The following is a 21788-nucleotide window of genomic DNA, read 5'->3' on the forward strand; positions in this document are numbered from 1 at the left end:
TAACACTGTATTTCCCATCCGCCTTTCCCTGGAGCCCTGAACCATGCTGAATCGCCGTACCCTCCTGACCACCGCCGCACTCGCCACCGTGCCGCTCGCGCTGCCGCAGGCCGCACTGGCGCAGGGCCGAAAGGACGCGATGGTGATCGGCATGGCGCTCGAACCGCCGGGCCTGGACCCGACCGCAGGCGCCGCCTCGGCGATCGGCGAGATCGTTCTCTACAACATCCTCGAGACGCTGACCAAGATCAATTCCGACGGCAGCGTCACGCCGCTGCTGGCCGAGAGCTGGGAGGTTTCGCCCGACCTGCGCACCTACACCTTCAAGCTGCGCCGCGGCGTCAAGTTCCAGAACGGCGAGCCCTTCAATGCGCAGGCGGTCAAGTTCTCGTTCGACCGCGCCGGCGGCGAGAAGAGCACCAACAAGGACAAGCGCACCTTCGCCAACTTCAGCACCCAGGTGGTCGACGACTACACGGTGGTGATCATCAACAAGGAAATCGACCCCGACCTGCCCTTCGTGCTGGGCCAGGCGACCGCCGTCATCGTCGAGCCCAAGAGCGCCGACACCAACGCCACCAAGCCGGTCGGCACCGGCCCCTACAAGCTCGACAGCTGGAACAAGGGCAGCTCGCTGGTGCTCTCCAAATGGGACGGCTTCCGCAACCCGGGCGCAGCCAAGCTCAACAAGGTCAGCTTCCGCTTCATCTCCGACCCGGCAGCCCAGGCCGCCTCGCTGCTGGCCGGCGACGTCGATGCCTTCCCGCGCATCGGCACGCGCGTCGTGCCGCAGTTCAAGAACAACCCGCAGTTCCAGGTCATCCTGAGCGGCTCGCGGGCCAAGACCATCCTGGCGATCAACAACAAGCGCAAGCCGCTGGACGATGTCCGCGTGCGGCGCGCGATCTTGATGGCGATCGACCGCAAGGCCTTGATCGAGGGCGCGGTCGACGGCTTCGGCGTGCCGATCGGCAGCCACTACGTGCCGGGCGCCGCGGGCTATGTCGACACCACGGGCGTGAACCCGTTCAACATCGAGAAGGCCAAGGCGCTGCTGGCCGAGGCCGGCGTGAAGACGCCGCTGGAACTCACGATGACCTTGCCGCCGCCGCCGTATGCGCGCCAGGGCGGCGAGATGATCGTGGCCCAGCTGGCCAAGATCGGCATCAACGTGAAAGTGCAGAACGTCGAGTGGGCCCAGTGGCTCAGCGGCACCTACGGCGGCGGCCACGACTTCGACCTCACGATCGTCTCCCACGTCGAGCCCTTCGACCTCGGCAACTATGCCAAGGCCGACTACTACTGGGGCTACCAGTCGAAGGACTTCAACGCGCTGTTCGACAAGATCAAGACCACCGGCAATGCGGCCGAGCGCAACAAGCTGCTCGGCGACGCCCAGCGCCTGCTGGCCAACGATGCGGCCAACGGCTTCCTGTTCCAGCCCCAGTGGCCGACCGTGGCGAAGAAGAGCGTGCGGGGGCTGTGGAAGGACATGCCGATCTTCGTCAACGACCTGTCGGCGCTGTCCTGGTCGTGACCGGCGCGCTGCATGACCTGTCGGCGCGCGAACTGATCGCCGGCTACCGCGCCAAGCGCCTCTCCCCGGTCGAGGTGACGCAGTCGGTGCTGGACCACATCGGGCGCTGGGAGCCGCGGCTGCAGGCCACCTGGCTGCTGCGCCCCGAGGCCGCGCTGGAACAGGCCCGCGCGGCCGAGGCGCGCTGGGCCCGCGGCGAGCCACTGGGCCCGCTCGACGGCGTCCCGACCACGATCAAGGAGAACATCGCGACCCGCGGCGACCCGATGCCGGCCGGCACCGCGGCCACCGACCTGCGGCCGGCGGCGGTCGACGCGCCGCCCGCGGCACGGCTCAAGGAAGCCGGCGCGGTGATCCTCGCGAAGACCACCATGCCGGACTACGGCATGCTGTCCTCCGGCCTGTCGAGCTTCCATGCGCTGGCGCGCAATCCCTGGGACCTGTCGCGCACGCCGGGCGGTTCGAGCGCCGGCGCCGGCGCCGCGGCGGCCGCGGGCTACGGCCCGCTGCACATCGGCACCGACATCGGCGGCTCGCTGCGCCTGCCGGCCGCCTGGTGCGGCATCTTCACGCTCAAGCCCAGCCTGGGCCGGATCCCGATCGACCCGCCCTACATGGGGCGCGCCGCCGGCCCCATGACGCGCACGGTGGCCGACGCGGCGCTGATGATGGCGCCGCTGTCGCTGGCCGACGCGCGCGACAGCATGAGCCTGCCGCCGGAGGCGATCGACTGGTCCGGTTTCGACGTCGGGGTCGAACACCTGCGCGGCCTGCGCATCGGCCTGCTGCTCGACGCCGGCTGCGGCCTGGCGGTGGAGCCCGAGATCCGCGCCGCGGTCGAGCATGCGGCGCGGCTTTTCGAACGCGCGGGCGCGATCATCGAGCCGATGCAGCCCTTCATGACGCAAACCATGCTCGACGGCATGGACCACCTGTGGCGCATGCGCTCGCGGGTCGACATGAACGCGCTGCGCCCCGACCAGCGCGCCAAGGTGCTGCCCTATATCCGGCAGTGGGCCGACAGCGCCGAGGGCTTCAGCGGCGAACACGTGTTCCGGGCTTTCAGCCAGTTCCACGCGACCCGCGTCGCCGCTGTGGCGGCCTGCGCCGGCTACGACTACGTGATCTCGCCGACCGCACCCAACCTGCCGGCCGCGGCCGAGGCGCCGTCGCCCACCAACGATCCGCTGCGCCCGCTGGAGCACATCGGCTTCACGGTGCCGTTCAACATGTCGGAGCAGCCGGCGGCCTCGATCAACTGCGGCTACAGCAGCGGCGGACTGCCGATCGGATTGCAGATCGCCGGCAGGCGTTTCGACGACCTGGGCGTACTGAAGGTCTCGCGCGCCTTCGAGCAGATCCGCGACCCGCAGCGGCCCTGGCCCGAACCGCCGCGCGACTGAGCGGCGCGACGCCATGCGCAGCACCGACAGCCTCGGCAATCCGGTCACGCTGGACGACGCGGCGAGCCTGCCGGCGGTCAATGCCTTCGTCGAGGGCTTCATCGCCTGCGAGGCCCGGGCGGTCGACACGCTGGCCGCCGCCCATGACCCGAGCCCGCTGGTGCAGGCCTACTGCGCCACCCTGCACCTGTTCGCCGAATCGAAGGATGCAGTGGCCAATGCGCGCCCCTTCCTCGAACGCGCCCAGGCCGGGGCGTCGCGCGCCACCCCGCGCGAGCAGCGCTACATCGACGCCGTCGCGGCCTGGGCCGCGGGCGACATCGCGCGCGCGATCGCGCTGCACCAGGAGCAGGCCAGGGAGCATCCGCGCGACCTGGCCTCGCTCAAGCTCGGCCAGTACCACTGCTTCAACAGCGGCGACTGCCCCGGCATGCTGCGACTCGCGCTGGCCGCGCTGCCGGCGGCCGGCGACGTCGCGTACCTGCACGGCATGGCCGCCTTCGGCTACGAGCAATGCCACCTGATGCGCGAAGCCGAGGCCAGCGCGCGCCGCGCGATCATGATGCGTCGCAAGGAGCCGTGGGCGCACCACGCGCTCGCGCACGTGATGCTGACCGAGGGGCGCCTGGCCGAAGGACTGGCCGTGATGCGCGCGCTCAGCGACACCTGGGTCGGGCTCAACTCCTTCATGGTCACGCACAACTGGTGGCACGTGGCCCTGTTCCTGATCGACCTCGGCCGCGACGCCGAGGCGCTCGAGGTCTACGACCGGGAGGTCTGGGGCGTGGTCAAGGACTATTCGCAGGACCAGATCGGCGCCGTGTCGTTGCTGGCGCGCTTCGAGCTCGCGGGCATTCCGGTCGGAGATCGCTGGCAGGACCTGTGCAGCCACCTCGCACGGCGCCTCGACGACCACGTGCTGCCCTTCCTGGACCTGCAATACCTCTACGGCCTGGCACGTGCCGGCCGGGACGAGGCCGACCTGCTGCTGCGCAGCATCGAGTCCTTCGCGCCGCATGCGCCGCCTTCGAGCCGCGATGCCTGGCAGCGGGTCTGCGTGCCGGCGGCGCACGGGCTGCGTGCCCATGCCCGCGGCGACTTCGCGGCGGCGATCGATGGGCTGGGGCTGGCGCTGCCGCGGCTGGTCGAGATCGGCGGCAGCCATGCCCAGCGCGACCTGTTCGAGCAGGTGTACCTCGATGCACTGGTGCGCCTCGGCACCGAGGCTTCGCTGGCCGGCGCCCAGGGCATCCTGCAGCAGCAGGTCAACCGCCAGCCGGAGTCTCTGCGCTTGCGAAAGCAGGTCGCGGCAGTCTGCGCACGGCTCGGCCTGCCCGCGTTCGACTGATCAGCCCGCCGCCACCTGGTGTGCGGCCATCTGCTCCAGCGCCTTGACCAGTGCCGAATGGTCGAGCTGGTCCCAGCCATGGGCGGCGCAGGACTGCATCAGCTGCGCCGCCGAAGCGGTCTGCGGCAGCGACACAGCCATCTCCTTGGCCCCCGCGAGCGCCAGGCTCAGGTCTTTCTGGTGCAGCGCGATGCGAAAGCCCGGATCGAAGGTCCGCTTGATCATCCGCTCGCCGTGCACCTCGAGGATGCGACTGGCCGCGAAACCGCCCATCAGGGCCTGCCGCACCTTGGCCGGGTCGGCGCCGGCCTTGCTCGCGAACAGCAGCGCCTCGCCGACCGCGGCGATGTTGAGCGCCACGATGATCTGGTTCGCGACCTTGGTGGTCTGGCCGTCGCCGTTGCCGCCGACCAGCGTGATGTTCTTGCCCATGGCCTCGAACAGCGGCCGGGCGCGCTCGAACACGGCCTCGTCGCCGCCCACCATGATCGTCAGGCTGCCTGCCTTGGCACCGACCTCGCCACCCGACACCGGCGCATCGAGATAGTCGCAGCCGAGCTCGTTGATCTTCTTGGCGAAGCGCTTGGTCTCCATCGGCGAGATCGAGCTCATGTCGATCACGGTCTTGCCCTTGCCGAGGCCCGCGGCCACGCCGTCCTCGCCGAACAGCACCTGCTCGACGTCGGGCGTGTCGGGCAGCATCAGGATGACGACCTCGGCCGCGCGCGCGACCTCGGCGTTGGTCTTGCAGACGGTGGCGCCCTGCAAGGCGTCGGGCACCTTGCTGCGCGTGCGCACGACCATCTCGTGGCCGGCCTTCATGAGGTTTTGCGCCATCGGCGCGCCCATGATGCCGAGGCCGATGAATCCGATCTTCATGTGATGTTCCCTTTCAGTAGGAGGTGGAGCCGGGCGCGGCCGGTGCGGCGCGCATCTTCGAAAGCACTTGCTGCGAGCCGGCGGCCATCAGGCGCGCATCCGAGCTCACGGTGACGAACTGGAAACCCTTGGCGATGCGCGCCAGCGCGCCCTCGGGCGTGCCGTTGTGGATGCCGGCCACCAGGCCGTGCGCCTTGGCGCGTTCGAGGATGTGGTCGATCGCCTGCGCCGCCGGCGGGTCGACGTCGTCGAACACCGGCCGGCAGCCGAGCGCCAGCGAAAGGTCCGAGGGCCCGATGTAGACCGCGTCCAGGCCCTCGACCGACATGATGGCGTCGAGGTTCTCCAGCGCCTGCGCGGTCTCGATCATCGCGAAGGTGACGATGGTGTCGTTGGCATGCTGGGCGTAATCGGCGCCGCTGTAGAGCAGCGCACGCACCGGGCCGAAGCTGCGCGTGCCGCGCGGCGCGTAATGGGTGTAGGCCACCAATTTGGCGGCCTCGTCGGCGGTGCTGATCATCGGGCAGATGACGCCGTAGGCGCCGGCATCGAGCGTCTTCATGAGCGCGCTCGGGTCGAGCCAGGGCACGCGCACCACCGGCACCGTGTCGGTGGTGGAGATCGCCTGCAGCATCGGGATCATCGACTGGTAGTCGACCACGCCGTGCTGCAGGTCGATGGTCAGCGAATCCCAGCCCTGGTGGGCCATGGTCTCGGCCGAAAAGCCGTTCGGGATCGCGAGCCAGCCGTTGACCGCGGCGCCTCCCGATTTCCATAGTGTGCGCAGGCGGTTTTCTCTCATGAACAGCTCCTTCTAGTCAGTTGAGGACAGAGCAAAAACTGCTGCGCAGTTTCTTGGTCTGTCCCGCAATGTCTTCAACGGTCGAACGCCGGCCGCTTGGGATCGAATTTCCAGCCCGGGATCAGCGCCTGCATCGCAGCCGCATCGTCGCGCGAACCCAGGCCGTGCTGCTTGTAGAGCTGATGGGCCTTCTCGACCTCGACCATGTCGAGCTCGACGCCCAGGCCAGGCTTCTTCGGCACCTGCACGTGGCCGCCGACGATCTGCAGCGGCTCTTTGGTGAGCCGCTGGCCGTCCTGCCAGATCCAATGCGTATCGATCGCCGTGACACGGCCCGGCGCGGCGGCGCCGACCTGGGTGAACATCGCCAGCGAGACGTCGAAGTGGTTGTTCGAATGCGAGCCCCAGGTCAGGCCCCAGTCGCGGCAGGTCTGGGCCACGCGCACCGACCCGGCCATGGTCCAGAAATGCGGGTCGGCCAGCGGGATGTCGACCGACTGCAGCGCCAGCGCGTGGCTCATCTGCCGCCAGTCGGTGGCGATCATGTTGGTGGCGGTCGGCAGGCCGGTGGCGCGCCGGAACTCGGCCATCACCTCGCGGCCCGAGAAGCCTTCCTCGGCGCCGCAGGGGTCTTCGGCGTAGGCGACCACGCCGCGCATCCGCTGGCCCAGGCGGATCGCATCCTTGAGCAGCCAGCCGCCGTTCGGGTCGAGCGTCACGCGCGCTTCGGGGAAGCGCTCGTGCAGCGCGACGATGGCATCGACTTCCTCATCGCCGCGCAGCACGCCGCCCTTGAGCTTGAAGTCGTTGAAGCCGTACTTGTCGCGCGCCGCCTCGGCCAACCGCACGATGGCCTCGGGCGTCATCGCCTTCTCGTGGCGCAGGCGGAACCAGTCGTTGTCGGCCTCGGGCTCGCGGGCGTAGGGCAGGTCGCTCTTGTCGCGGTCGCCGACATAGAACAGGTAGCCCAGCATCTCGACCGCGTCGCGCTGCTGACCTTCGCCGAGCAGCGCCGCGACCGGCACGCCCAGGTGCTGGCCCAGCAGGTCGAGCAGCGCGGACTCGATCGCGGTCACGGCATGGATCGTGGTGCGCAGGTCGAAGGTCTGCAGGCCGCGGCCGCCGGCATCGCGGTCGGCGAACTGTTTCTGGACCTGCTGCATCACGCGTTGGCAATGGCCGATCGACTGGCCGACCACCAGGTCGCGAGCGTCCTCGAGGGTCTGGCGGATCTTCTCGCCGCCAGGGACTTCACCGACGCCGGTGCGGCCGGCGTTGTCGCTGAGGATCAGCAGGTTGCGGGTGAAGAAGGGGCCGTGGGCGCCGCTCAGGTTGAGCAGCATGCTGTCGCGGCCGGCGACCGGGATCACGCGCAAGTCGGTGACGAGGGGAGTGGAGTGGGACATGGCGGGTCTCTCAGTCGATGGTGATCTTGCCTGTCTCGATCACTTTCTTCCAGCGGGCGGACTCCTGCTGCTGGAACTTGGCGAACTGCTCGGGCGTGTTGGCGACCACCTCCAGGCCGATGGCGGTGAACTGCTGCTTCACGGCGGGGTCGTTCAGCGCCGCGGTCATCGCATCATGCGCCTTGCTGCGCAGCGCCGGCGGCAGGCCCTTGGGCGCGACGATCGCCTGCCACGAATACACCTCGAGGTTCTTGACGCCGGCCTCGGCCGTGGTCGGCACGTCGGGCAGGACCGGCGAACGCTTGTCGCCGGTGACCGCGAGCGCCCGCAGCTTGCCGGCGTTGATGTTCTGCACCACCGCGTTGACGTTCTGGAACGAGGCATCGACCTGGCCGCCGAGCAGGTCGGTGATCGCCGGCGCGCCGCCCTTGTAGGGCACGTGCAGCCCGCTGGTGCCGGTCTGCTGCCAGAACAGCTCGGCCGTGAGATGGTCGCTGGAGCCGTTGCCCGAGGACGCGAAGGTCATCTTGCCGGGATGCGCCTTCAGGTTGGCGATCACCTCGGCCACCGTCTTGAACGGCGACTTGGCCGGGACCACCAGCACGTTGGGCGCCTGCACCGCCACCGTGATCGGGTCGAAATCCTTCAGTGCGTCGTACTGCATGCCCTTGATCAGGTGCGGTGCGATCACCAGCGGGCCGAGCGAGGTCACGAGGAAGGTGGCGCCGTCGGGTGCGGCCCGCTTCACGAAGGTGGCGCCGATGGTGCCGGTGGCCCCGGCCTTGTTGTCGACCAGGAAGGACTGGCCCAGCTTCTCGCCGAGTCGGGGCGAGATGGCACGCGCCACCATGTCGGTCGATCCGCCGGCCGGGAACGGGACCACCAGCGTCACGGGTTTCTGGGGCCAGTCCTGGGCCTGGGCGCCGAGGGCCGCGAGGCCGAGCGCGAGGGTGCCGAGCAATCGTTTCATGTCTGTCTCCTGCGGATGAATTGGAATGGTAGCGCTACCTTCTGGTACCGAATGATAGCGCTACCTTCTCAAAACAGCTGCTAGGGGTTTGTACCGATCAGGCGCTCTCGCGCTCGATGATCGAGAAGCCGATGTCCACCACCCGCGGGCCGCGCTGGCCGCCTTCGGCCCGCTCGACGATGAACTGCGCCGCCTGGCGGCCGATGGCCGTGCCGTCGATCCGCACCGTGGTCAGGGCCGGGTGGAGATCGGCGGCAAACTCGAGGTCGCCGAAGCCGACCACCGCCAGCTGCCCGGGCACCGCGATGCCGCGCGCCTGCGCCTCGGTCATGACGCCGAGCGCGAGCAGGTCCGAGCTGCAGAACACCGCGTCGATGCCCGGCGCATCGCGCAGCAGCTCGGCCAGCGCCGCGCGGCCGCTCTTGAGGGTGGTCGGGGCCGGCACCCGCACCACGGCCACCTCGGGCAGGCCGATGGCCCGCGCGGTCTCCTGGAAGGCCTGCAGCCGACGGAACGCGCGCTCGTCGTCGCCGGCGATCACCGCCAGCCGGCGCCGGCCGCGGGCATGGAGGAACTCGGCCACCGCGCGGCCGACCTCGGGATGCGAGAAGCCCACCAGCATGTCGAGCGGCGTCGGCGTCAGGTCCCAGGTCTCGACCACCGGGATGCCGGCCGCCAGCAGGCGCTTGCGGCCCTCGGTCGAATGCATGATGCCGGTCAGGACGATGCCGTCGGGACGGCGGCCGATGATGGCCTCGAGCAGCGCGTCCTCGCGCGAATCGACGTAGCCGCTCTGGCCCAGCATCAACTGGTAGCCGCGCTCGGCCAGCGCCTGGGTCAGCGCCTGGACCGTCTGCAGGAACACCGGGCCGGCGATGGTCGGCACCACCGCCGCCACCAGCCGGCTGCGGGTGGACGCCAGCCCGCCGGCCAGCACGTTGCGCACGTAGCCGGTGCGCTCGACGGCCGCGGTGACCTTCTGCAGCACCTCGGCCGACACCTGCCGGGGACTGCTCAGCGCGCGCGAAGCCGTGATCGGCGCGACGCCGGCCAGCTTGGCGACATCGTGCAGCGTGACCGCGCCGCTGCCGCGGCGGGCCCGTCGGACCGGAGGCTCCTCATTGCTCATGGCCCGGATTCTAGGCCCGCGGTAGCGCTACCGATCCAGCCCCATCGCCCGGTGCCCGACCTCGAAATCGTTGCGGCCGCTGCGGTCGATGCCGCGCAGCAGCCACAGCGGCCGGCGGGCGAAATCGACCGCCACGCCGCTCTTGCCGTCGACCGGCCGCAGATCACGCTCGAACACCGAGGTCGCGGGCATGTAGCGCAGGGCGACGCCGGTTCGGCGTTTCGCGGAGGTGTTGGCCTGGGCGCCGTGGATCATGTAGACGTCATGCAGCGACATCTGGCCCGGCTGCAGTTCGAGGTCGACCGCGGAGGCCTCGTCGAAGCTGCCCGCCGCCAGGCGCTGGTTGAGGGTCAGGTCGGTGCGGTCTTCATGCAGGTGCGCGTGCAGCACCTGGCCGCGGTGCGAGCGCGGAATGACGCGCAGGCAGCCGTTCTCGACCGTCGACGCTTCCAGCGCCACCCAGACCGTACAGTTGGCCAGCGGCCGGATCGGCCAGTAGTGGCCGTCCTGGTGCCAGGGGGTCTCGTAGCCTTCGGCCGCCGGCTTGCAGAACACGTGGCAGCCCCACAGGATCACGTCGTCGCCGATCACGCCCGACACCAGTTCGACGATCTCGGGGTCCATCGCCAGTTCGAGAAAGCGCCGGCTGCCGCGCACGCCTTCGCCGTTGTCGCCCTCGACATGCGCCGAGACCAGCTTCTCGGGACGCACGCCGGGGTTGTTGCGGATCAGCTCGTCGAGCGCCTCGCGCATCGTCGCGACCCGCGCCTCGGGCAGCCGGAACTGCGGGATCACCCAGCCTTCGGACTGGTACTGCGCGATCTCTCGTGCGGACAATTGCGCCATGTGTGCACCTCGTGGAGGCGCCCATTATGGGCAGTTCAGCCGCCGTAGCCAGGCGGCGGGACGAAGCCGCCGAAGGCGCGCTCCACGGCCTCGGCGAAGGCGATGGGCGTGCGGTCCTCCAGGTACGGGCCGATGATCTGGATGCCGACCGGCAGCCCCTCCTCGCTCAGGCCGATCGGCATCGCGGTCGCGGGCAGCCCGGTCAGCGTCGCCAGGCTCGACCAGGGCGACTGGTCCTTGTAGGCGATCTCGTAGTCGTCGATCCGCAGCCGCCGCGCTTCCATCTCGCCCGTATCGTGCGGGAAGGCCGGCGTCGGCGACACCGGGCATAGCACCACGTCCCACTGGGCGAACAAGGCGCGCCACCGATGCGCCGTGGCGGCGCGCATGCGGTCGGCGTGAATCCAGTCGCGATGGCTGATGCCGGCTTCGGCGCCCGGCATGTCCGCACCGAGCTGGGCCCACAAGAGCTGGCCCCAGAGCGACGCCACCCGCGCCAGGTCGGGCAGCAGCGGGCTGCCGCGCTCGACCCTGCAGCCGGCGCGCGCGAGGCCGTCGGCCAGGCGCTGCAAGGCCGAACGGACCGCCGCGGAAGTCGGCACCAGCGGATGGGTGTCGAGCAACAGCACGCGGAAATCCGCCAGCGCGGCATGGCGCGCCGGCGGCAGCACCAGCCGGTACGCGATCGCCTGCGCATCGTCCGGGCCGGCGACGACATCGAGCGCCAGCCCCAGGTCGGCGGCGCTGCGCGCCATCGGGCCGACCACCGCGAGGTCGACCCAGGGGTCGGCCGACAGGGCCGGCGTGCCCGGCGGCGCGCTGCCGCGCATCGGCACCAGTCCGTGCGTGGGCTTGTGCGCGAAGACGCCGCAGAAATGGGCCGGCACGCGCAGCGAGCCGACCAGGTCGGAGCCGAACTCGAGCGACACGTAGCCCGCCGCCAGCGCCGCCGCGCTGCCGCCCGACGAGCCGCCGGGCGTGCGTGCCAGATCCCAGGGATTGTTGGTGCGGCCGTAGACCGGATTGCTCGACTGCCAGTCCGCCAGCTGCATCGCCACGTTGGTCTTGCCGATGACGATGGCGCCGGCCGCCTTGAGCCGGCGCACCAGCACCGCGTCCTCGGCCGCGGGCGGCTGGCCGGTGCCGGGGATGCCCCAGGTGGTCGGCAGGCCCTCGACGTTGAAGGCCTCCTTGACCGTGACCGGCACGCCCAGCAGCGGGCGGCGATCGCCCCGCGCCAGCGCGGCGTCGGCGGCCAGGGCGGCCACGCGGGCACGCTCGAAATCGCGCACTGCGACGGCGTTGAGCGCCGGGTCGAACTTTTCGATTCGCGCGATGGAATCTGCCAGCAGCGCGGCGGCGGAGGTCTTGCCGGACTGCAGGGCGGCGACTAGTTCGGGGGTGGTCGCGTAGTGCATGGGGCGGATCCTCTAGTCAGTTGAGGACAGAGCAAAAACTGCTGCGCAGTTTGTTGGTCTGTCCCGCAAGGTCTCAGGAGGTCGAGGACAGAGCAAAAACTGCTGCGCAGTTTCTTGGTCTGTCCCGCAAGGTCTCAGGATTTCAAATGCCGTCGCTGGTCGTACGTCGGCTGCTCCGGCAGGTCCGCCAGATGCCGGGTATCGGCCCAGTCGACGATCTCGATCTGATCGGGCTTCGCGGCCTCGGCGATGCGGATGCGGTTGAAGCCGGCATTGGGAATGTCGCTCTGTCGCGGCCCGTTGAGTCCCAACCCGCGCGCGGTGCGCCAGACCATGTCGAGCACGCCGCCGTGGGTGACCACCAGCAACCGCTGCCCCGTGTTCGCGGTCGCGATGCGGCCCAGCGCCTCGATGATGCGGGCGTGGAACTGGCGCGGCGATTCGCCCTCGGGCATCGCATGGTCCTCGCTGAACTTCAGCCAGTCCTCCCAGGCGCGCGGATGCCGGGCCTGGATCTCGTCGGCGCGCATCCCCTCGACGATGCCGAAGTTCTGCTCGCGCAGCGAGACGGTGGTGAGGATCTCGAGCCCGAGCTGGCGCGCGGCCGGCGCCGCGGTCTGCTGCGCCCGCATCAGGTCGCTGCTGATCAGCTGCTGCACCGGTTCGCCGGCCAGGCGCAGTCCGAGGCGGCGCGCCTGCTCGTGACCCATGTCGTTGAGGGGCACGTCGATGTGGCCCTGGAAACGCAGCTCGCGGTTCCAGTCGGTCTCGCCGTGGCGGATCAGGATGAGTTCGGTGGGAGTGGACATAGGCAGGGGTCTATTCTCCCCGCAGCCGGTGTCAGGCACGCGACCGTTCGCGGCTTCACCGAGAATCCGGGCATGCCAAGCCTCGTGTTGCTCCCCGGACTCGCCTGCGACGAACGCCTCTGGGAGGCCCAGCGGCCGGCCCTGCCCCCGGCGCTCGATGTCCGCGTGAGCGACGCCCACATGCGCTGCGACCGCATCGAGACCATGGCCGCCGCCGTGCTGGCCGACCACCCGGGCCCGCTGATCCTCTGCGGAGCCTCGATGGGCGGCATGGTCGCGATGGAGGTCGCGCGGCAGGCGCCCGCGCGCATCGCCGGGCTGGCCCTGCTCGGCACCAACGCGCGCGCCGAAACGCCCGAGATGTTCGAACTGAGGCGTTCGGCGATCGAGCTGTTCGAGAACGGCGAGGCCCGCGACGTGATCGAGCTGAACGCCGGCTTCGCCTTCCACACCTCGCGCGGCGGCGATGCCCCACTGCTGCGGCGCTACGTCGAACTGGTGCTCGATGCCGGCGCAGCGCAGCTGGTGCGACAGAACCGGGCCCTGATGGCGCGCCCGGACGCCCGCCCCCACCTGCCCTCGCTGCGCTGCCCGGTGCTGGTGATGTGCGGCGACGGCGATCGCCTGACGCCGCCCGAGTGCTCGAGCGAGATCGCCGCCCTGGTGCCGCAGGCCGAGCTGGTCTGGGTCCCGCAGTGCGGCCACATGCTCACGATGGAGCGGCCGGAGCTCGTCAACGCCACGCTGGGGCCCTGGCTGGAGCGCCTTCTGGTCGCGCCCTGAGTTCAGTGCAGTTGGCCGCCGGTCTCGCGGATGTCCTCACCGACCGCGAGCGCCGTGGCGATCGAGACGCGCAGCGCGGCGACCACGGTGGCGAGCGCCATGCTCGGCTGCCCCGGCAGTCGCGCCACCTGCTCGGGCAGGTACGGGACGTGGATGAAGCCGGCCCGCATGCCGGGCACCGGGCGGGTCGCGGCCCGGTGCATCAGCCCGAAGAACAGGTGGTTGCAGACGAAGGTGCCGGCGCTGTTCGACACCGCGGCCGGGATGCCCGCGGCCCGCAGGTCGCGCACCATGGCCTTGATCGGCAAAGTCGAGAAGTAGGCCGCGGGCGCGCCCGCCACCACCGGTTGGTCGATCGGCTGGTGGCCGGCGTTGTCGCCGATGCGGCCGTCGTCGACATTGATCGCCACCCGTTCGGGCGTGAACTCGCTGCGGCCGCCCGCCTGGCCGACGGCCAGCACCAGCTGCGGCTGCAGTTCGTCGATCGCCGCGTCGAGCGCGCGCAGCGCGACGCCGAAGACGCAGGGGATGCGGCGCGCATGCACCACGGCACCTCCCTGGCGCCAGCCGTCGAGCGCGCGCACGGCCTCCCAGGACGGATTGACCGTCTCCCGGTCGAAGGGCTCGAAGCCGGTCAGCAGGACGTTCACGTCGCCGCGACCCCGATGCCTTCGGCCGCCAGCCGCTCGCGGATGCGGCGCGCGAAGGCCAGCGCATGCGGGCCGTCGCCATGCAGGCAGACCGTCTGCGCATTCACCGCCACCAGGCTGCCGTCGATGGCGCGCACCTGCCGGTCGCGCACCAGCGACAGGGTCTGCGCCAGCGAGGCTTCTTCGTCGTCGATCAGGGCGCCCGGCTGGCTGCGCGGCACCAGGCTGCCGTCGGGCATGTAGCCGCGGTCGGCGAAGACCTCCTCGACCGGCCGCAGGCCGGCCCGCTCGGCCGCGCCGATCATGCCGCTGCCGGCCAGCCCGAAATAGCGCAGCGAGGGATCGAAGCGGCGCACCGCCTCGCAGATCGCCTCGGCCAGCGCCGGCTCCTTGACCGCCTGGTTGTACAGCGCGCCATGCGGCTTGACGTGGGCCAGCCGGCCGCCTTCGGCCTTGACGATCGCGGCCAGCGCGCCGATCTGGTAGAGCACACCGGCGACGATCTCCTCGGGCGGCAGGTGCATGGTGCTGCGGCCGAAGTTCTCGCGGTCCGGGAAGCTCGGGTGGGCGCCGATCGCGACGCCGTTGGCAATCGCCCAGCGCACGCACTGCTGCATGGTGCGGGCGTCGCCGGCGTGCCAGCCGCAGGCGATGTTGGCCGAGCTCACCAGCCCGAGCAGCGCCTCGTCGTTGTCGCATCCCTCGCCGAGGTCGGCGTTGAGGTCAATCTGCATCGCTTTCTCCTTGGGGAGGATTCTGCGCCGGTGCGATCCACCCCGCCGACGCCAGGCCTTGCGCCACCTGCGAGAGGTAGCGCCGGCGCTCGTCCCAGGCGGCCAGCGCCTGTGCCGAATCGACCTGCTGCAGCCGCAGCCTGCCATTGAGCGGCGCCTGCGCTAGCTTCCAGAGGTCGGCGCGGATCACCACGCCGATGCGCGGATAGCCGCCGGTGGTCTGGGCATCGCCCATCAGGATGATCGGCTGGCCCGAGGGCGGTACCTGGATCGTGCCCGGGATCACGCCCGAGGACAGCATGTCGACGGCGCGCCGGCGCTTGAGCTCGAAGCCCTCGAGCCGGCTCCCCATGCGGTTGCTCTGCGGCGTCAGGCGCCAGGACCCGCCCCACAGCGCCTCGCGCGACGCGATCGTGAACTGCTCGAACTCGGGGCCGGGCATCACCCGCAGCACGGTCGCGCCGTCGCTGCCCCGGCCCGGATCGGGGCTGCGCACGCCGAAGGGCCGCCGCGCCAGCTGCTGCGCGTCCAGTGCCGTCGTGCCGAGCGCCAGCTTGTCGGCCTTCTTGAGGGCCCGCCCGTGGTGGCCGCCAAAACCGGCCTTGAGGTCGGTGCTGCGCGAGCCGAGGATCACCGGGACATCGATCCCGCCGGCCACCGCCAGCCAGCTGCGCAGCCCGGCCTTCAGTGCCGACCGGTTGGCGCCGGCCAGCTTGAGCACCTGCCCCGCGGCCACCGGCAGGCTCCAGCACGGCCACAGCGGCACGCCGTCGAGCGTGGCGCCGAAGTCGTCGCCGGCGAGCGCGATGCGGGTCGGGACCTCGAAGCGAATCTCGCAGCCGCCCATCGTGAGTTCGAGGCCGGCGGCGCCGTCGGGGTTGCCGGCCAGCCGGTTGGCGAGGGTCAGGGCCAGCGTGTCCAGCGCACCGCCCGGGCAGATGCCGAGCTGGCGATGGCCCGGACGCCCGAGGTCCTGCACCGAGGCCAGCATGCCGGGCCGCAGGACCGTGAGTCCGAAAGCGGCCGTCATCAGGCTTCCATGCTTTCGACCACGAAACGCACCTGGTCGCCCGGCCGCAGGCGGGTCGGCTCGGCCGCGCCCGGATCGAACATCTCGAGCGAGGTACGGCCGATCAGCTGCCAGCCGCCGGGCGAGACCAGCGGGTAGATGCCGGTCTGCTCGCCGCCGATGCCCACCGAGCGCGCCGGCACGGCCAGGCGCGGCTCCTTGCGCCGCGGCGTCGCCAGCTCCGGCGGCAGGCCGCCCATGAAGGCGAAGCCCGGCAGGAAGCCGAGCAGGTACACCACGTAGTGACCCGCGCTGTGCCGCTTCACGACCTCGGCCGGCGACAGGCCGGTGTGGCGGGCGACCTCGGCCAGGTCGGGGCCGGACTCGCCGCCATAGGCGACCGGAATCTCGACCTCCCGGCCCTGGATGCCGGCCGCGGCCAGTTGCGGCCAGGCCGACAGCACCTGCATCTCGAGTTCGACCACATCGATCTGCGCCGGATCGAACAGCAGGCTCAGGTTGTTCATGCCCGGCAGCACCTCCTGCACGCCGCGCCACTGCATCGCTTCCGCGGCCAGCGCCCAGATGCGCTGCTGCTGGACCAGCGTCGCCGGCGCCGGCAGCTCGCACAGCAAGGCGGCCTCGCCCAGCGAATGCAGCCGAAGCGGCGGGGGACTCATTCGCGCCCGAGGCTGCGGACCTTGGCGAGCAGGGTGTCCTGGACGTTGGGCGAGACGAACTTGTCGACTTCGCCGCCCAGCATCGCGATCTCGCGAACGAAGGTGCTGGAGATGAACTGGTACTTGTCGCTCGGCGTCAGGAACACGGTCTCGACCTCGGGCATCAGCGAGCGGTTCATGCCGGCCAGCTGGAACTCGTAGTCGAAGTCGGTCACGGCGCGCAGGCCGCGCACCATCGCCTTGCCGCCGCGGGCGACCACGAAGTCGCGCAGCAGGCCCGAGAAGCTCTCGACCGTGACCTGGTCGCTGTAGGGCTTGACGGCATCGCGCGCCATGTCGATGCGCTCCTGCAGCGAGAACAAGGCCTTCTTGTGGTGTCCCGCTGCCACCGCGACGATGACCCGCGAAAACAGCTGGGTCGCGCGCCGAACCACGTCCTCGTGACCGAGCGTCATGGGGTCGAAGGTGCCGGGATATACGGCGATCACGTTGCTGGACATGCTTGTTTCCTCCTGATTCGGCCGCCGTCGGCCAGGTTCGGCGGATTATGCAGCGGGGCTTGCCGCGGGCTGCAGAAGGTGGGCGTGCACGGCACCGGCCTTCAGGTAGCGGAAGACCGAAAGGCCGAGCGCGGCGAGCTCGTCGTCGCTCCAGCGCCGGGCGGCCTCCAGGTAGACCACGCCCTCGGCCCGCAGTGCCCGCAGGGCCGCGCGCAGGGCCGGCTCGTACAAGGCAGGGTTCTCGAACGGCGGGTCCAGGAACACCGCATGCAGGCTGCCGGCCGGCAACCGCTCGAGCGCCGTGACGCCGTTGCCGCGCTCGACGCGCACGGCGTCGGCGCCGAGCTTGGCCTTCAGGGCCTGGAGCTGGGCGACCAGGGCCGGGTCCTGCTCGCACAGCAGCACCGAGGCGGCGCCGCGCGAGGCGGCTTCGAGGCCGATCGCGCCGGTGCCGGCGAAGGCATCGACGCACTGCCAGCCGGGCAGCTCGCCGCCGCCGACGCCGGCCAGGCTGGCGAGCCAGTTGAAGAGGGTTTCGCGCACCCGGTCGGGTGTCGGCCGCAGGCCGGGCTTGTCGGCGACCGCGAGGCGGGTTCGCTTCCACTGGCCGCCGATGATGCGGACGAAATGCGGTGCCTTGGCGAGTTTGGCCGGCTTGGCCGGTGCCGCGGGGGCGGGTGTTCGGGACTTTGGTTTCACACCCGGGAGCTTAACGGCAGCCGCCTGCACCGGGCCTTCAAGGTTGGCCGCCCACCACCACCGTCACCATCTTCTCCGGCTGGAGCTTGCGCGCGAAAGCCGCCTTGACGTCGGCCACGGTGATCGCGTTCACGCGCGCGGTCCAGGTCTCGAGGTAGTCGAGCGGCAGATCGTTCCAGGCGATGTTGGCGACGTTCCCGAGCAGCTTCCGGTTGCTGTCCAGCAGCAGCGGAAAGCCGCCGATCAGGTTGTCTTTCGCGGCCTTGAGCTCGGCCTCGGTCGGGCCGTCGGCGACGAACTTCGCCAGCACGTCCTTCGAGACCTTGACGGCTTCGGCGGCCTGGTCGGGCCGGGTCTGGAAACCGATGCGGAAGGCGCCCGCATGCAGGCCCGGCGAGAAGCCGCTGTAGACGCTGTAGGCCAGCCCGCGTTTCTCGCGCACCTGCTCGGTCAGGCGCGAGACGAAGCCACCGCCGCCGAGCACGTAGTTGCCGAGCGTGAGCGCGAAGTGGTCGGGGTCGACGCGCCGATAGCCGGGCTGGCCGATCAGCACATGGGCCTGGGCCGAATCGAAGGGAATGCGATCGTCCTTGGGCGCCGCCAGCGGCTGCACTTCGGGCACCGCCGGCAGCGCGGCGCAAGCGCCCCCGGCCGGCAGCCGCGACAGCAGCGTGGCGGCAATGCCGTCGGCCTGTGCCCGCGTGACGGCGCCGACGATGCTGATCTTGGCGCGGCAGGGCACGATCAGCTGCGCATAGCGCGCGCGCATCGCGGCGACGTCGATCTGCGCCAGCGTGGCCTCGGTGGTCTCCAGGCCGTAGGGATGGCTGCCGTAGACGCCCTGCGCAAAGGCCCGCTCGACCCGGGTGGCGGGCTTGGTGTTGGCTTCCCGGATCGAGGCGCCGATGCGCTCGCGCTCGCGCTTCCAGACGTCCTCGGGGAAGGCCGGCTCGCCGATCTCGCGCGCGGCCAGGCGCACCGCCTTGTCGAGCAGCACCGGGTCGGACAGTGTGCGCAGGGTGAAGCTGGTGCGGTCCGAGCCGGCACTGGCGTCAAAACTGGCGCCGAGATCGGCCCAAGCCTCGCCCAAGGCGTTCTGGTCCAAGGCGGGGTCGCTGCCGTTCGCACGAATGCCCTTCTCGACCATCTCCGCGGTCACCGAGGCCAGGCCGGCCTGGGCCGGCGGGTCACGCCGCCCGCCGGCGTCGAAGTCGACTTGGACATCGACGATCGGCAGCGCGTTGGTGGCGGCCAGGTAGACCTTGGCACCGTTCGCGAGGCTCCAGTGCTGGATCGGAATGGCGGCCTGGGCGGTGGCGCCGATGAAAAGCGCGGCGCCGGCCAGCAGGCTGCGCAGCGCGAACTGTCGTGTGTCGAACATGGGGATGCAGCCTCGTTTCAACGCAGATCGCCCGCAGGCGCTGCAAAACCGCGCGGGCGGCGGTTGGGTTCGGGCGGCAACGGCCGCAGGACGGCGGCCGTCATCTGGTCGTCGCCGAAGTATTTCGCCGCCACCGCCTGCACCTGCTCGGCCGTGACCGCCTGCAGCTTCGCGATGATCCGCTCGCTGGCGTCCAGCGGCAGGCCCTGCACCCAGTTGCTGCCGAGTTCGCGGGCCTGGGCCATCACCGAGTCGAGCTTGTAGGTCTCGCTGGCCACCCACTGGGTCTTGACCCGGGCCAGTTCGGCCGCGCCGACGCCCTCGCGCGCCACCTTGGCGACCTCGGCGCGCAGCGCCGCCTCCACCGCCTCGGGCGTCTTGCCGGCCGCGGGCACGCCGTCGAGTCCGAAGATCTGCGGCCCGCGGCCGATGAAGCCTGCGTAAGCGCCGGCCGAATCGGCCACGCGGTCGGGCCCTTGCGTCAGGGCGCGGTCGAGCCGGGCACCGGGATAGCCGTCGAGCAGAGCCGCCAGCACCACCAGCGCATAAGCGTCGCTGTCGGCCGCGGCGCCGAATGCGTCGCCGGTCGCGATCTGCGGCGCGCGGAAGGCCAGCGACACATAGGCCTGCTCGGCCGGCGCCTTGAATTCGACCCGGCGCACGCCGCGCTGCGCCGGCTCGGTGCGCGGCTTGCGCTCCGGCACGGCGCGGGTCGGGATCGAGCCGTAGTATTTCTCGGCCCAGGCTCGCACCTGGTCGACATCGACGTCGCCGGCCACCACGATCGCCGCATTGGACGGCACGTACCAGCGCTGGAAGAAGGCGCGGGCATCGGCCGGCGTCATGGCTTCGAGGTCGCTCATCCAGCCGACCACCGGGCGGTGGTAGGGCGAGGCGGTGAAGATCGCCGCGTTCTGCTGTTCGCCGAGCAGCGCACGCGGCTGGTCGTCGGTGCGCATCCGGCGCTCCTCCTTGACGACCTCGATCTCGCGCTTGAATTCGTCGTCGGGCCACTGGTTGCTGGCGAAGCGGTCGGATTCGAGCTTCATCACCTGCTCCAGCTGGCCGGCCGGAATCTGCTGGTAGTAGCCGGTGTAGTCGCGGGTGGTGAAGGCGTTCTCGCGTCCGCCGAGCGCGGCCACGCGGCGCGAGAACTCGCCCGGCTTGAGCTGCTTGCTGCCCTTGAACATCATGTGCTCGAGCACGTGGGCGACGCCCGAGGTGCCGTCGACCTCGTCGACCGACCCGACCCGGACCCAGAGCATCTGGACCGCGGTCGGCGCCCGGCGGTCGGGCTTGACGATCAGGGTCATGCCGTTGGAAAGCGTGAACTGCCGGGCCGGAACCGGCGCCGTGGGCGCGGCCGTCTCGGCAATGGGCGAAGGGGCGGACTGGGCCAGCACAGGCAGGCTCGGCAGTGCCAACAGCACCGAAGCCAGCACCGCGACCGACGCAGCGCGGCGTGGCAAGGGGTGTTTCATAGAATGGCTCGGATTGTAAAAAGCGCCCAATGTTCAGTTTCTTCAAGAAAAAACCTGCGGTCGAGAGCCCGGCGCCGGCTCCGGAGCCGGCGGCCCCGCCGGCCGAATCGCCCGCGCCCGCCCCCAAATCGGTCTTTTCGCCCTCCAGCTGGTTCGGCGGCAAGGCCGCGCCTGTGGTGGAGCCGCCGCCGCCAGCCCCCGTGGCTGCGCCGGCACCGGCCCCTACCCCCGTCGCGGTGCCGGCCCCGGTGCCTGCGCCGCCCGCGGCCGCGCCGGCCCTGCCCGCTGCGTTGCCGCCGGTGCCCGAACCGCCGCCGCCCCCGCCTCCACCCCCTCCCGCGCCCGCGGCCGAACCCGCGCGCAGCGGCTGGCTCGGCAAGCTCAAGAACGGCCTGCGCAAGACCGGCAACAGCATCGCCGCCACCTTCGTCAACGCCCAGATCGACGACGCACTCTACGAAGAACTCGAAGAAGCGCTGCTGGTGGCCGACACCGGGGTCAAGGCCACCGAGCACCTGCTCGAAGACCTGCGCCGACGCGTCAAGAGCACCATGGCGAGCGACGCGGGACAGGTCAAGCTGCTGCTGGCGGACGCCATCGCCGACCTCCTTCGGCCGCTGGAGAAATCGCTGGTCATCGGCGAGCACACGCCGACCGTGATCATGGTCGCCGGCGTCAACGGCGCCGGCAAGACCACCTCGATCGGCAAGCTCACCAAGCACCTTGCCAACGAGGGTGCCTCGGTGCTGCTGGCGGCGGCCGACACCTTCCGCGCCGCGGCGCGCGAGCAATTGCTGGTCTGGGCCGACCGCAACACGGTCGAGATCGTCAGCCAGGAAGGCGGCGACCCCGCCGCCGTGAGCTTCGACGCGGTCAATGCCGGCAAGGCGCGCGGCAAGGACGTGGTGCTGGTCGACACCGCCGGCCGGCTGCCGACCCAGATCCACCTGATGGACGAACTCAAGAAGATCAAGCGGGTGGTCAATCGGGCCGACCCGACGGCGCCGCACGAGGTGCTGCTGGTGATCGACGGCAACACCGGCCAGAACGCGCTGGCGCAGGTCAAGTCCTTCGACGAGGCGCTGGGCCTGACCGGGCTGGTCGTGACCAAGCTCGACGGCACGGCCAAGGGCGGCGTGCTGTGCGCGATCGCGCGCGAACGGCCGATCCCGGTCTATTTCATCGGCGTCGGCGAGAAGCTCGAGGACCTGGAAACCTTCGACGCGCGCGAGTTCGCCCAGGCCCTCCTCGGCTAGGGCCTGTTCACAGGCCCTGGTTTGTGCGCCCCGGGGCGCTCTGGCATCATGGCCGGAGCCCGCCAAGA

21 protein-coding genes are annotated in these 21788 nt (G+C 70.6%); 5 read left to right on the forward strand and 16 right to left on the reverse strand.

All coding sequences use genetic code 11. The annotated features are described in order from the left end of the window. The first annotated feature begins 43 nt into the window (after nt 1-43). From QTI68_RS24675 to QTI68_RS24685, 3 genes are read left to right on the forward strand one after another with little or no spacing between them, the layout of a single operon-like run. Entirely contained in the window at nt 44-1537 is a 1494-nt protein-coding gene (locus QTI68_RS24675; RefSeq protein WP_286525334.1) for an ABC transporter substrate-binding protein, read from the forward strand. After that, on the forward strand, nt 1534-2940 hold the full coding sequence (locus QTI68_RS24680) for an amidase (RefSeq protein ID WP_286525335.1): 1407 nt from the start codon (nt 1534-1536) through the stop codon (nt 2938-2940). Before QTI68_RS24675 ends, QTI68_RS24680 begins: the two co-directional genes overlap by 4 nt. A gap of 13 nt (nt 2941-2953) precedes the next feature. Beyond that, nucleotides 2954-4288 (forward strand): tetratricopeptide repeat protein, encoded by a 1335-nt coding sequence (locus QTI68_RS24685; RefSeq protein ID WP_286525337.1) that lies wholly within the window; start codon nt 2954-2956, stop codon nt 4286-4288. Here the strand turns inward: QTI68_RS24685 and glxR are convergent, their stop codons facing one another. From glxR to QTI68_RS24725, 8 genes are all read right to left on the reverse strand, one after another. Continuing rightward, nucleotides 4289-5167: a 2-hydroxy-3-oxopropionate reductase gene (gene glxR, locus QTI68_RS24690; protein ID WP_286525339.1), complete on the reverse strand. Its 879-nt coding sequence runs from the start codon at nt 5165-5167 to the stop codon at nt 4289-4291. Between the two features lie 13 nt (nt 5168-5180). After that, nucleotides 5181-5969, reverse strand: a complete 789-nt coding sequence (locus QTI68_RS24695; RefSeq protein ID WP_286525341.1) for an HpcH/HpaI aldolase family protein — start codon at nt 5967-5969, stop codon at nt 5181-5183. Between the two features lie 74 nt (nt 5970-6043). Next, nucleotides 6044-7375 (reverse strand): glucarate dehydratase, encoded by a 1332-nt coding sequence (gene gudD, locus QTI68_RS24700; protein ID WP_286525343.1) that lies wholly within the window; start codon nt 7373-7375, stop codon nt 6044-6046. A gap of 10 nt (nt 7376-7385) precedes the next feature. Beyond that, entirely contained in the window at nt 7386-8345 is a 960-nt protein-coding gene (locus tag QTI68_RS24705) for a Bug family tripartite tricarboxylate transporter substrate binding protein (RefSeq protein ID WP_286525347.1), read from the reverse strand. 97 nt (nt 8346-8442) lie between these two features. Then, nucleotides 8443-9474: a LacI family DNA-binding transcriptional regulator gene (locus QTI68_RS24710; RefSeq protein ID WP_286525349.1), complete on the reverse strand. Its 1032-nt coding sequence runs from the start codon at nt 9472-9474 to the stop codon at nt 8443-8445. Nucleotides 9475-9501: 27 nt separating this feature from the next. Continuing rightward, entirely contained in the window at nt 9502-10320 is an 819-nt protein-coding gene (locus tag QTI68_RS24715) for a phytanoyl-CoA dioxygenase family protein (RefSeq protein ID WP_286525350.1), read from the reverse strand. A gap of 35 nt (nt 10321-10355) precedes the next feature. After that, on the reverse strand, nt 10356-11738 hold the full coding sequence (locus QTI68_RS24720; RefSeq protein ID WP_286525353.1) for an amidase family protein: 1383 nt from the start codon (nt 11736-11738) through the stop codon (nt 10356-10358). 134 nt (nt 11739-11872) lie between these two features. Continuing rightward, entirely contained in the window at nt 11873-12547 is a 675-nt protein-coding gene (locus tag QTI68_RS24725; RefSeq protein WP_286525354.1) for a histidine phosphatase family protein, read from the reverse strand. Between the two features lie 72 nt (nt 12548-12619). On the opposite strand from QTI68_RS24725, the gene QTI68_RS24730 reads away from it, so the two are divergent. Beyond that, entirely contained in the window at nt 12620-13330 is a 711-nt protein-coding gene (locus tag QTI68_RS24730; protein ID WP_286525356.1) for an alpha/beta fold hydrolase, read from the forward strand. A 2-nt stretch (nt 13331-13332) separates the two neighbouring features. Here the strand turns inward: QTI68_RS24730 and pcp are convergent, their stop codons facing one another. From pcp to QTI68_RS24770, 8 genes are read right to left on the reverse strand one after another with little or no spacing between them, the layout of a single operon-like run. Continuing rightward, the gene (gene pcp, locus QTI68_RS24735) at nt 13333-13980 is read right to left on the reverse strand and encodes a pyroglutamyl-peptidase I (protein WP_286525357.1); all 648 of its coding nucleotides are present in this window, start codon (nt 13978-13980) and stop codon (nt 13333-13335) included. Beyond that, nucleotides 13977-14714: a 5-oxoprolinase subunit PxpA gene (pxpA, locus tag QTI68_RS24740; RefSeq protein ID WP_286525359.1), complete on the reverse strand. Its 738-nt coding sequence runs from the start codon at nt 14712-14714 to the stop codon at nt 13977-13979. The genes pcp and pxpA overlap by 4 nt, the downstream gene beginning before the upstream one ends. Further along, on the reverse strand, nt 14704-15744 hold the full coding sequence (locus QTI68_RS24745) for a 5-oxoprolinase subunit C family protein (protein ID WP_286525360.1): 1041 nt from the start codon (nt 15742-15744) through the stop codon (nt 14704-14706). The genes pxpA and QTI68_RS24745 overlap by 11 nt, the downstream gene beginning before the upstream one ends. Beyond that, nucleotides 15744-16403, reverse strand: a complete 660-nt coding sequence (pxpB, locus tag QTI68_RS24750; RefSeq protein ID WP_286525362.1) for a 5-oxoprolinase subunit PxpB — start codon at nt 16401-16403, stop codon at nt 15744-15746. Before pxpB ends, QTI68_RS24745 begins: the two co-directional genes overlap by 1 nt. Further along, nucleotides 16400-16903: a pantetheine-phosphate adenylyltransferase gene (gene coaD, locus QTI68_RS24755; protein WP_286525363.1), complete on the reverse strand. Its 504-nt coding sequence runs from the start codon at nt 16901-16903 to the stop codon at nt 16400-16402. The genes pxpB and coaD overlap by 4 nt, the downstream gene beginning before the upstream one ends. A gap of 45 nt (nt 16904-16948) precedes the next feature. Next, on the reverse strand, nt 16949-17602 hold the full coding sequence (locus QTI68_RS24760; protein WP_286525364.1) for an RsmD family RNA methyltransferase: 654 nt from the start codon (nt 17600-17602) through the stop codon (nt 16949-16951). A gap of 37 nt (nt 17603-17639) precedes the next feature. Then, on the reverse strand, nt 17640-18983 hold the full coding sequence (locus tag QTI68_RS24765; RefSeq protein ID WP_286525365.1) for a M16 family metallopeptidase: 1344 nt from the start codon (nt 18981-18983) through the stop codon (nt 17640-17642). Between the two features lie 17 nt (nt 18984-19000). Then, a complete protein-coding gene (locus QTI68_RS24770) occupies nt 19001-20464 on the reverse strand; it encodes a M16 family metallopeptidase (RefSeq protein ID WP_286525366.1) in 1464 nt (487 codons plus the stop codon). Between the two features lie 29 nt (nt 20465-20493). On the opposite strand from QTI68_RS24770, the gene ftsY reads away from it, so the two are divergent. Next, nucleotides 20494-21720, forward strand: coding sequence for a signal recognition particle-docking protein FtsY (gene ftsY / locus QTI68_RS24775; protein ID WP_286525370.1), 1227 nt, complete (start codon nt 20494-20496; stop codon nt 21718-21720). Nucleotides 21721-21788 lie beyond the last annotated feature (68 nt).

Origin of the sequence: Variovorax sp. J31P207, from assembly GCF_030316965.1 — a bacterium.
GTDB classification, from domain to species: domain Bacteria; phylum Pseudomonadota; class Gammaproteobacteria; order Burkholderiales; family Burkholderiaceae_C; genus Variovorax; species Variovorax ginsengisoli_B.

Excerpts from the sequence above, each read along its gene's own strand:
- QTI68_RS24675 (WP_286525334.1), top strand. The coding sequence starts at position 44 with ATGCTGAATCGCCGTACCCTCCTGACCACCGCCGCACTCGCCACCGTG.
- QTI68_RS24685 (WP_286525337.1), top strand. The coding sequence starts at position 2,954 with ATGCGCAGCACCGACAGCCTCGGCAATCCGGTCACGCTGGACGACGCG.
- glxR (WP_286525339.1), bottom strand. The coding sequence starts at position 5,167 with ATGAAGATCGGATTCATCGGCCTCGGCATCATGGGCGCGCCGATGGCG.
- QTI68_RS24695 (WP_286525341.1), bottom strand. The coding sequence starts at position 5,969 with ATGAGAGAAAACCGCCTGCGCACACTATGGAAATCGGGAGGCGCCGCG.
- gudD (WP_286525343.1), bottom strand. The coding sequence starts at position 7,375 with ATGTCCCACTCCACTCCCCTCGTCACCGACTTGCGCGTGATCCCGGTC.
- QTI68_RS24705 (WP_286525347.1), bottom strand. The coding sequence starts at position 8,345 with ATGAAACGATTGCTCGGCACCCTCGCGCTCGGCCTCGCGGCCCTCGGC.
- QTI68_RS24710 (WP_286525349.1), bottom strand. The coding sequence starts at position 9,474 with ATGAGCAATGAGGAGCCTCCGGTCCGACGGGCCCGCCGCGGCAGCGGC.
- QTI68_RS24715 (WP_286525350.1), bottom strand. The coding sequence starts at position 10,320 with ATGGCGCAATTGTCCGCACGAGAGATCGCGCAGTACCAGTCCGAAGGC.
- QTI68_RS24720 (WP_286525353.1), bottom strand. The coding sequence starts at position 11,738 with ATGCACTACGCGACCACCCCCGAACTAGTCGCCGCCCTGCAGTCCGGC.
- QTI68_RS24725 (WP_286525354.1), bottom strand. The coding sequence starts at position 12,547 with ATGTCCACTCCCACCGAACTCATCCTGATCCGCCACGGCGAGACCGAC.
- QTI68_RS24730 (WP_286525356.1), top strand. The coding sequence starts at position 12,620 with ATGCCAAGCCTCGTGTTGCTCCCCGGACTCGCCTGCGACGAACGCCTC.
- pxpA (WP_286525359.1), bottom strand. The coding sequence starts at position 14,714 with ATGCAGATTGACCTCAACGCCGACCTCGGCGAGGGATGCGACAACGAC.
- QTI68_RS24745 (WP_286525360.1), bottom strand. The coding sequence starts at position 15,744 with ATGACGGCCGCTTTCGGACTCACGGTCCTGCGGCCCGGCATGCTGGCC.
- pxpB (WP_286525362.1), bottom strand. The coding sequence starts at position 16,403 with ATGAGTCCCCCGCCGCTTCGGCTGCATTCGCTGGGCGAGGCCGCCTTG.
- coaD (WP_286525363.1), bottom strand. The coding sequence starts at position 16,903 with ATGTCCAGCAACGTGATCGCCGTATATCCCGGCACCTTCGACCCCATG.
- QTI68_RS24765 (WP_286525365.1), bottom strand. The coding sequence starts at position 18,983 with ATGTTCGACACACGACAGTTCGCGCTGCGCAGCCTGCTGGCCGGCGCC.
- QTI68_RS24770 (WP_286525366.1), bottom strand. The coding sequence starts at position 20,464 with ATGAAACACCCCTTGCCACGCCGCGCTGCGTCGGTCGCGGTGCTGGCT.
- ftsY (WP_286525370.1), top strand. The coding sequence starts at position 20,494 with ATGTTCAGTTTCTTCAAGAAAAAACCTGCGGTCGAGAGCCCGGCGCCG.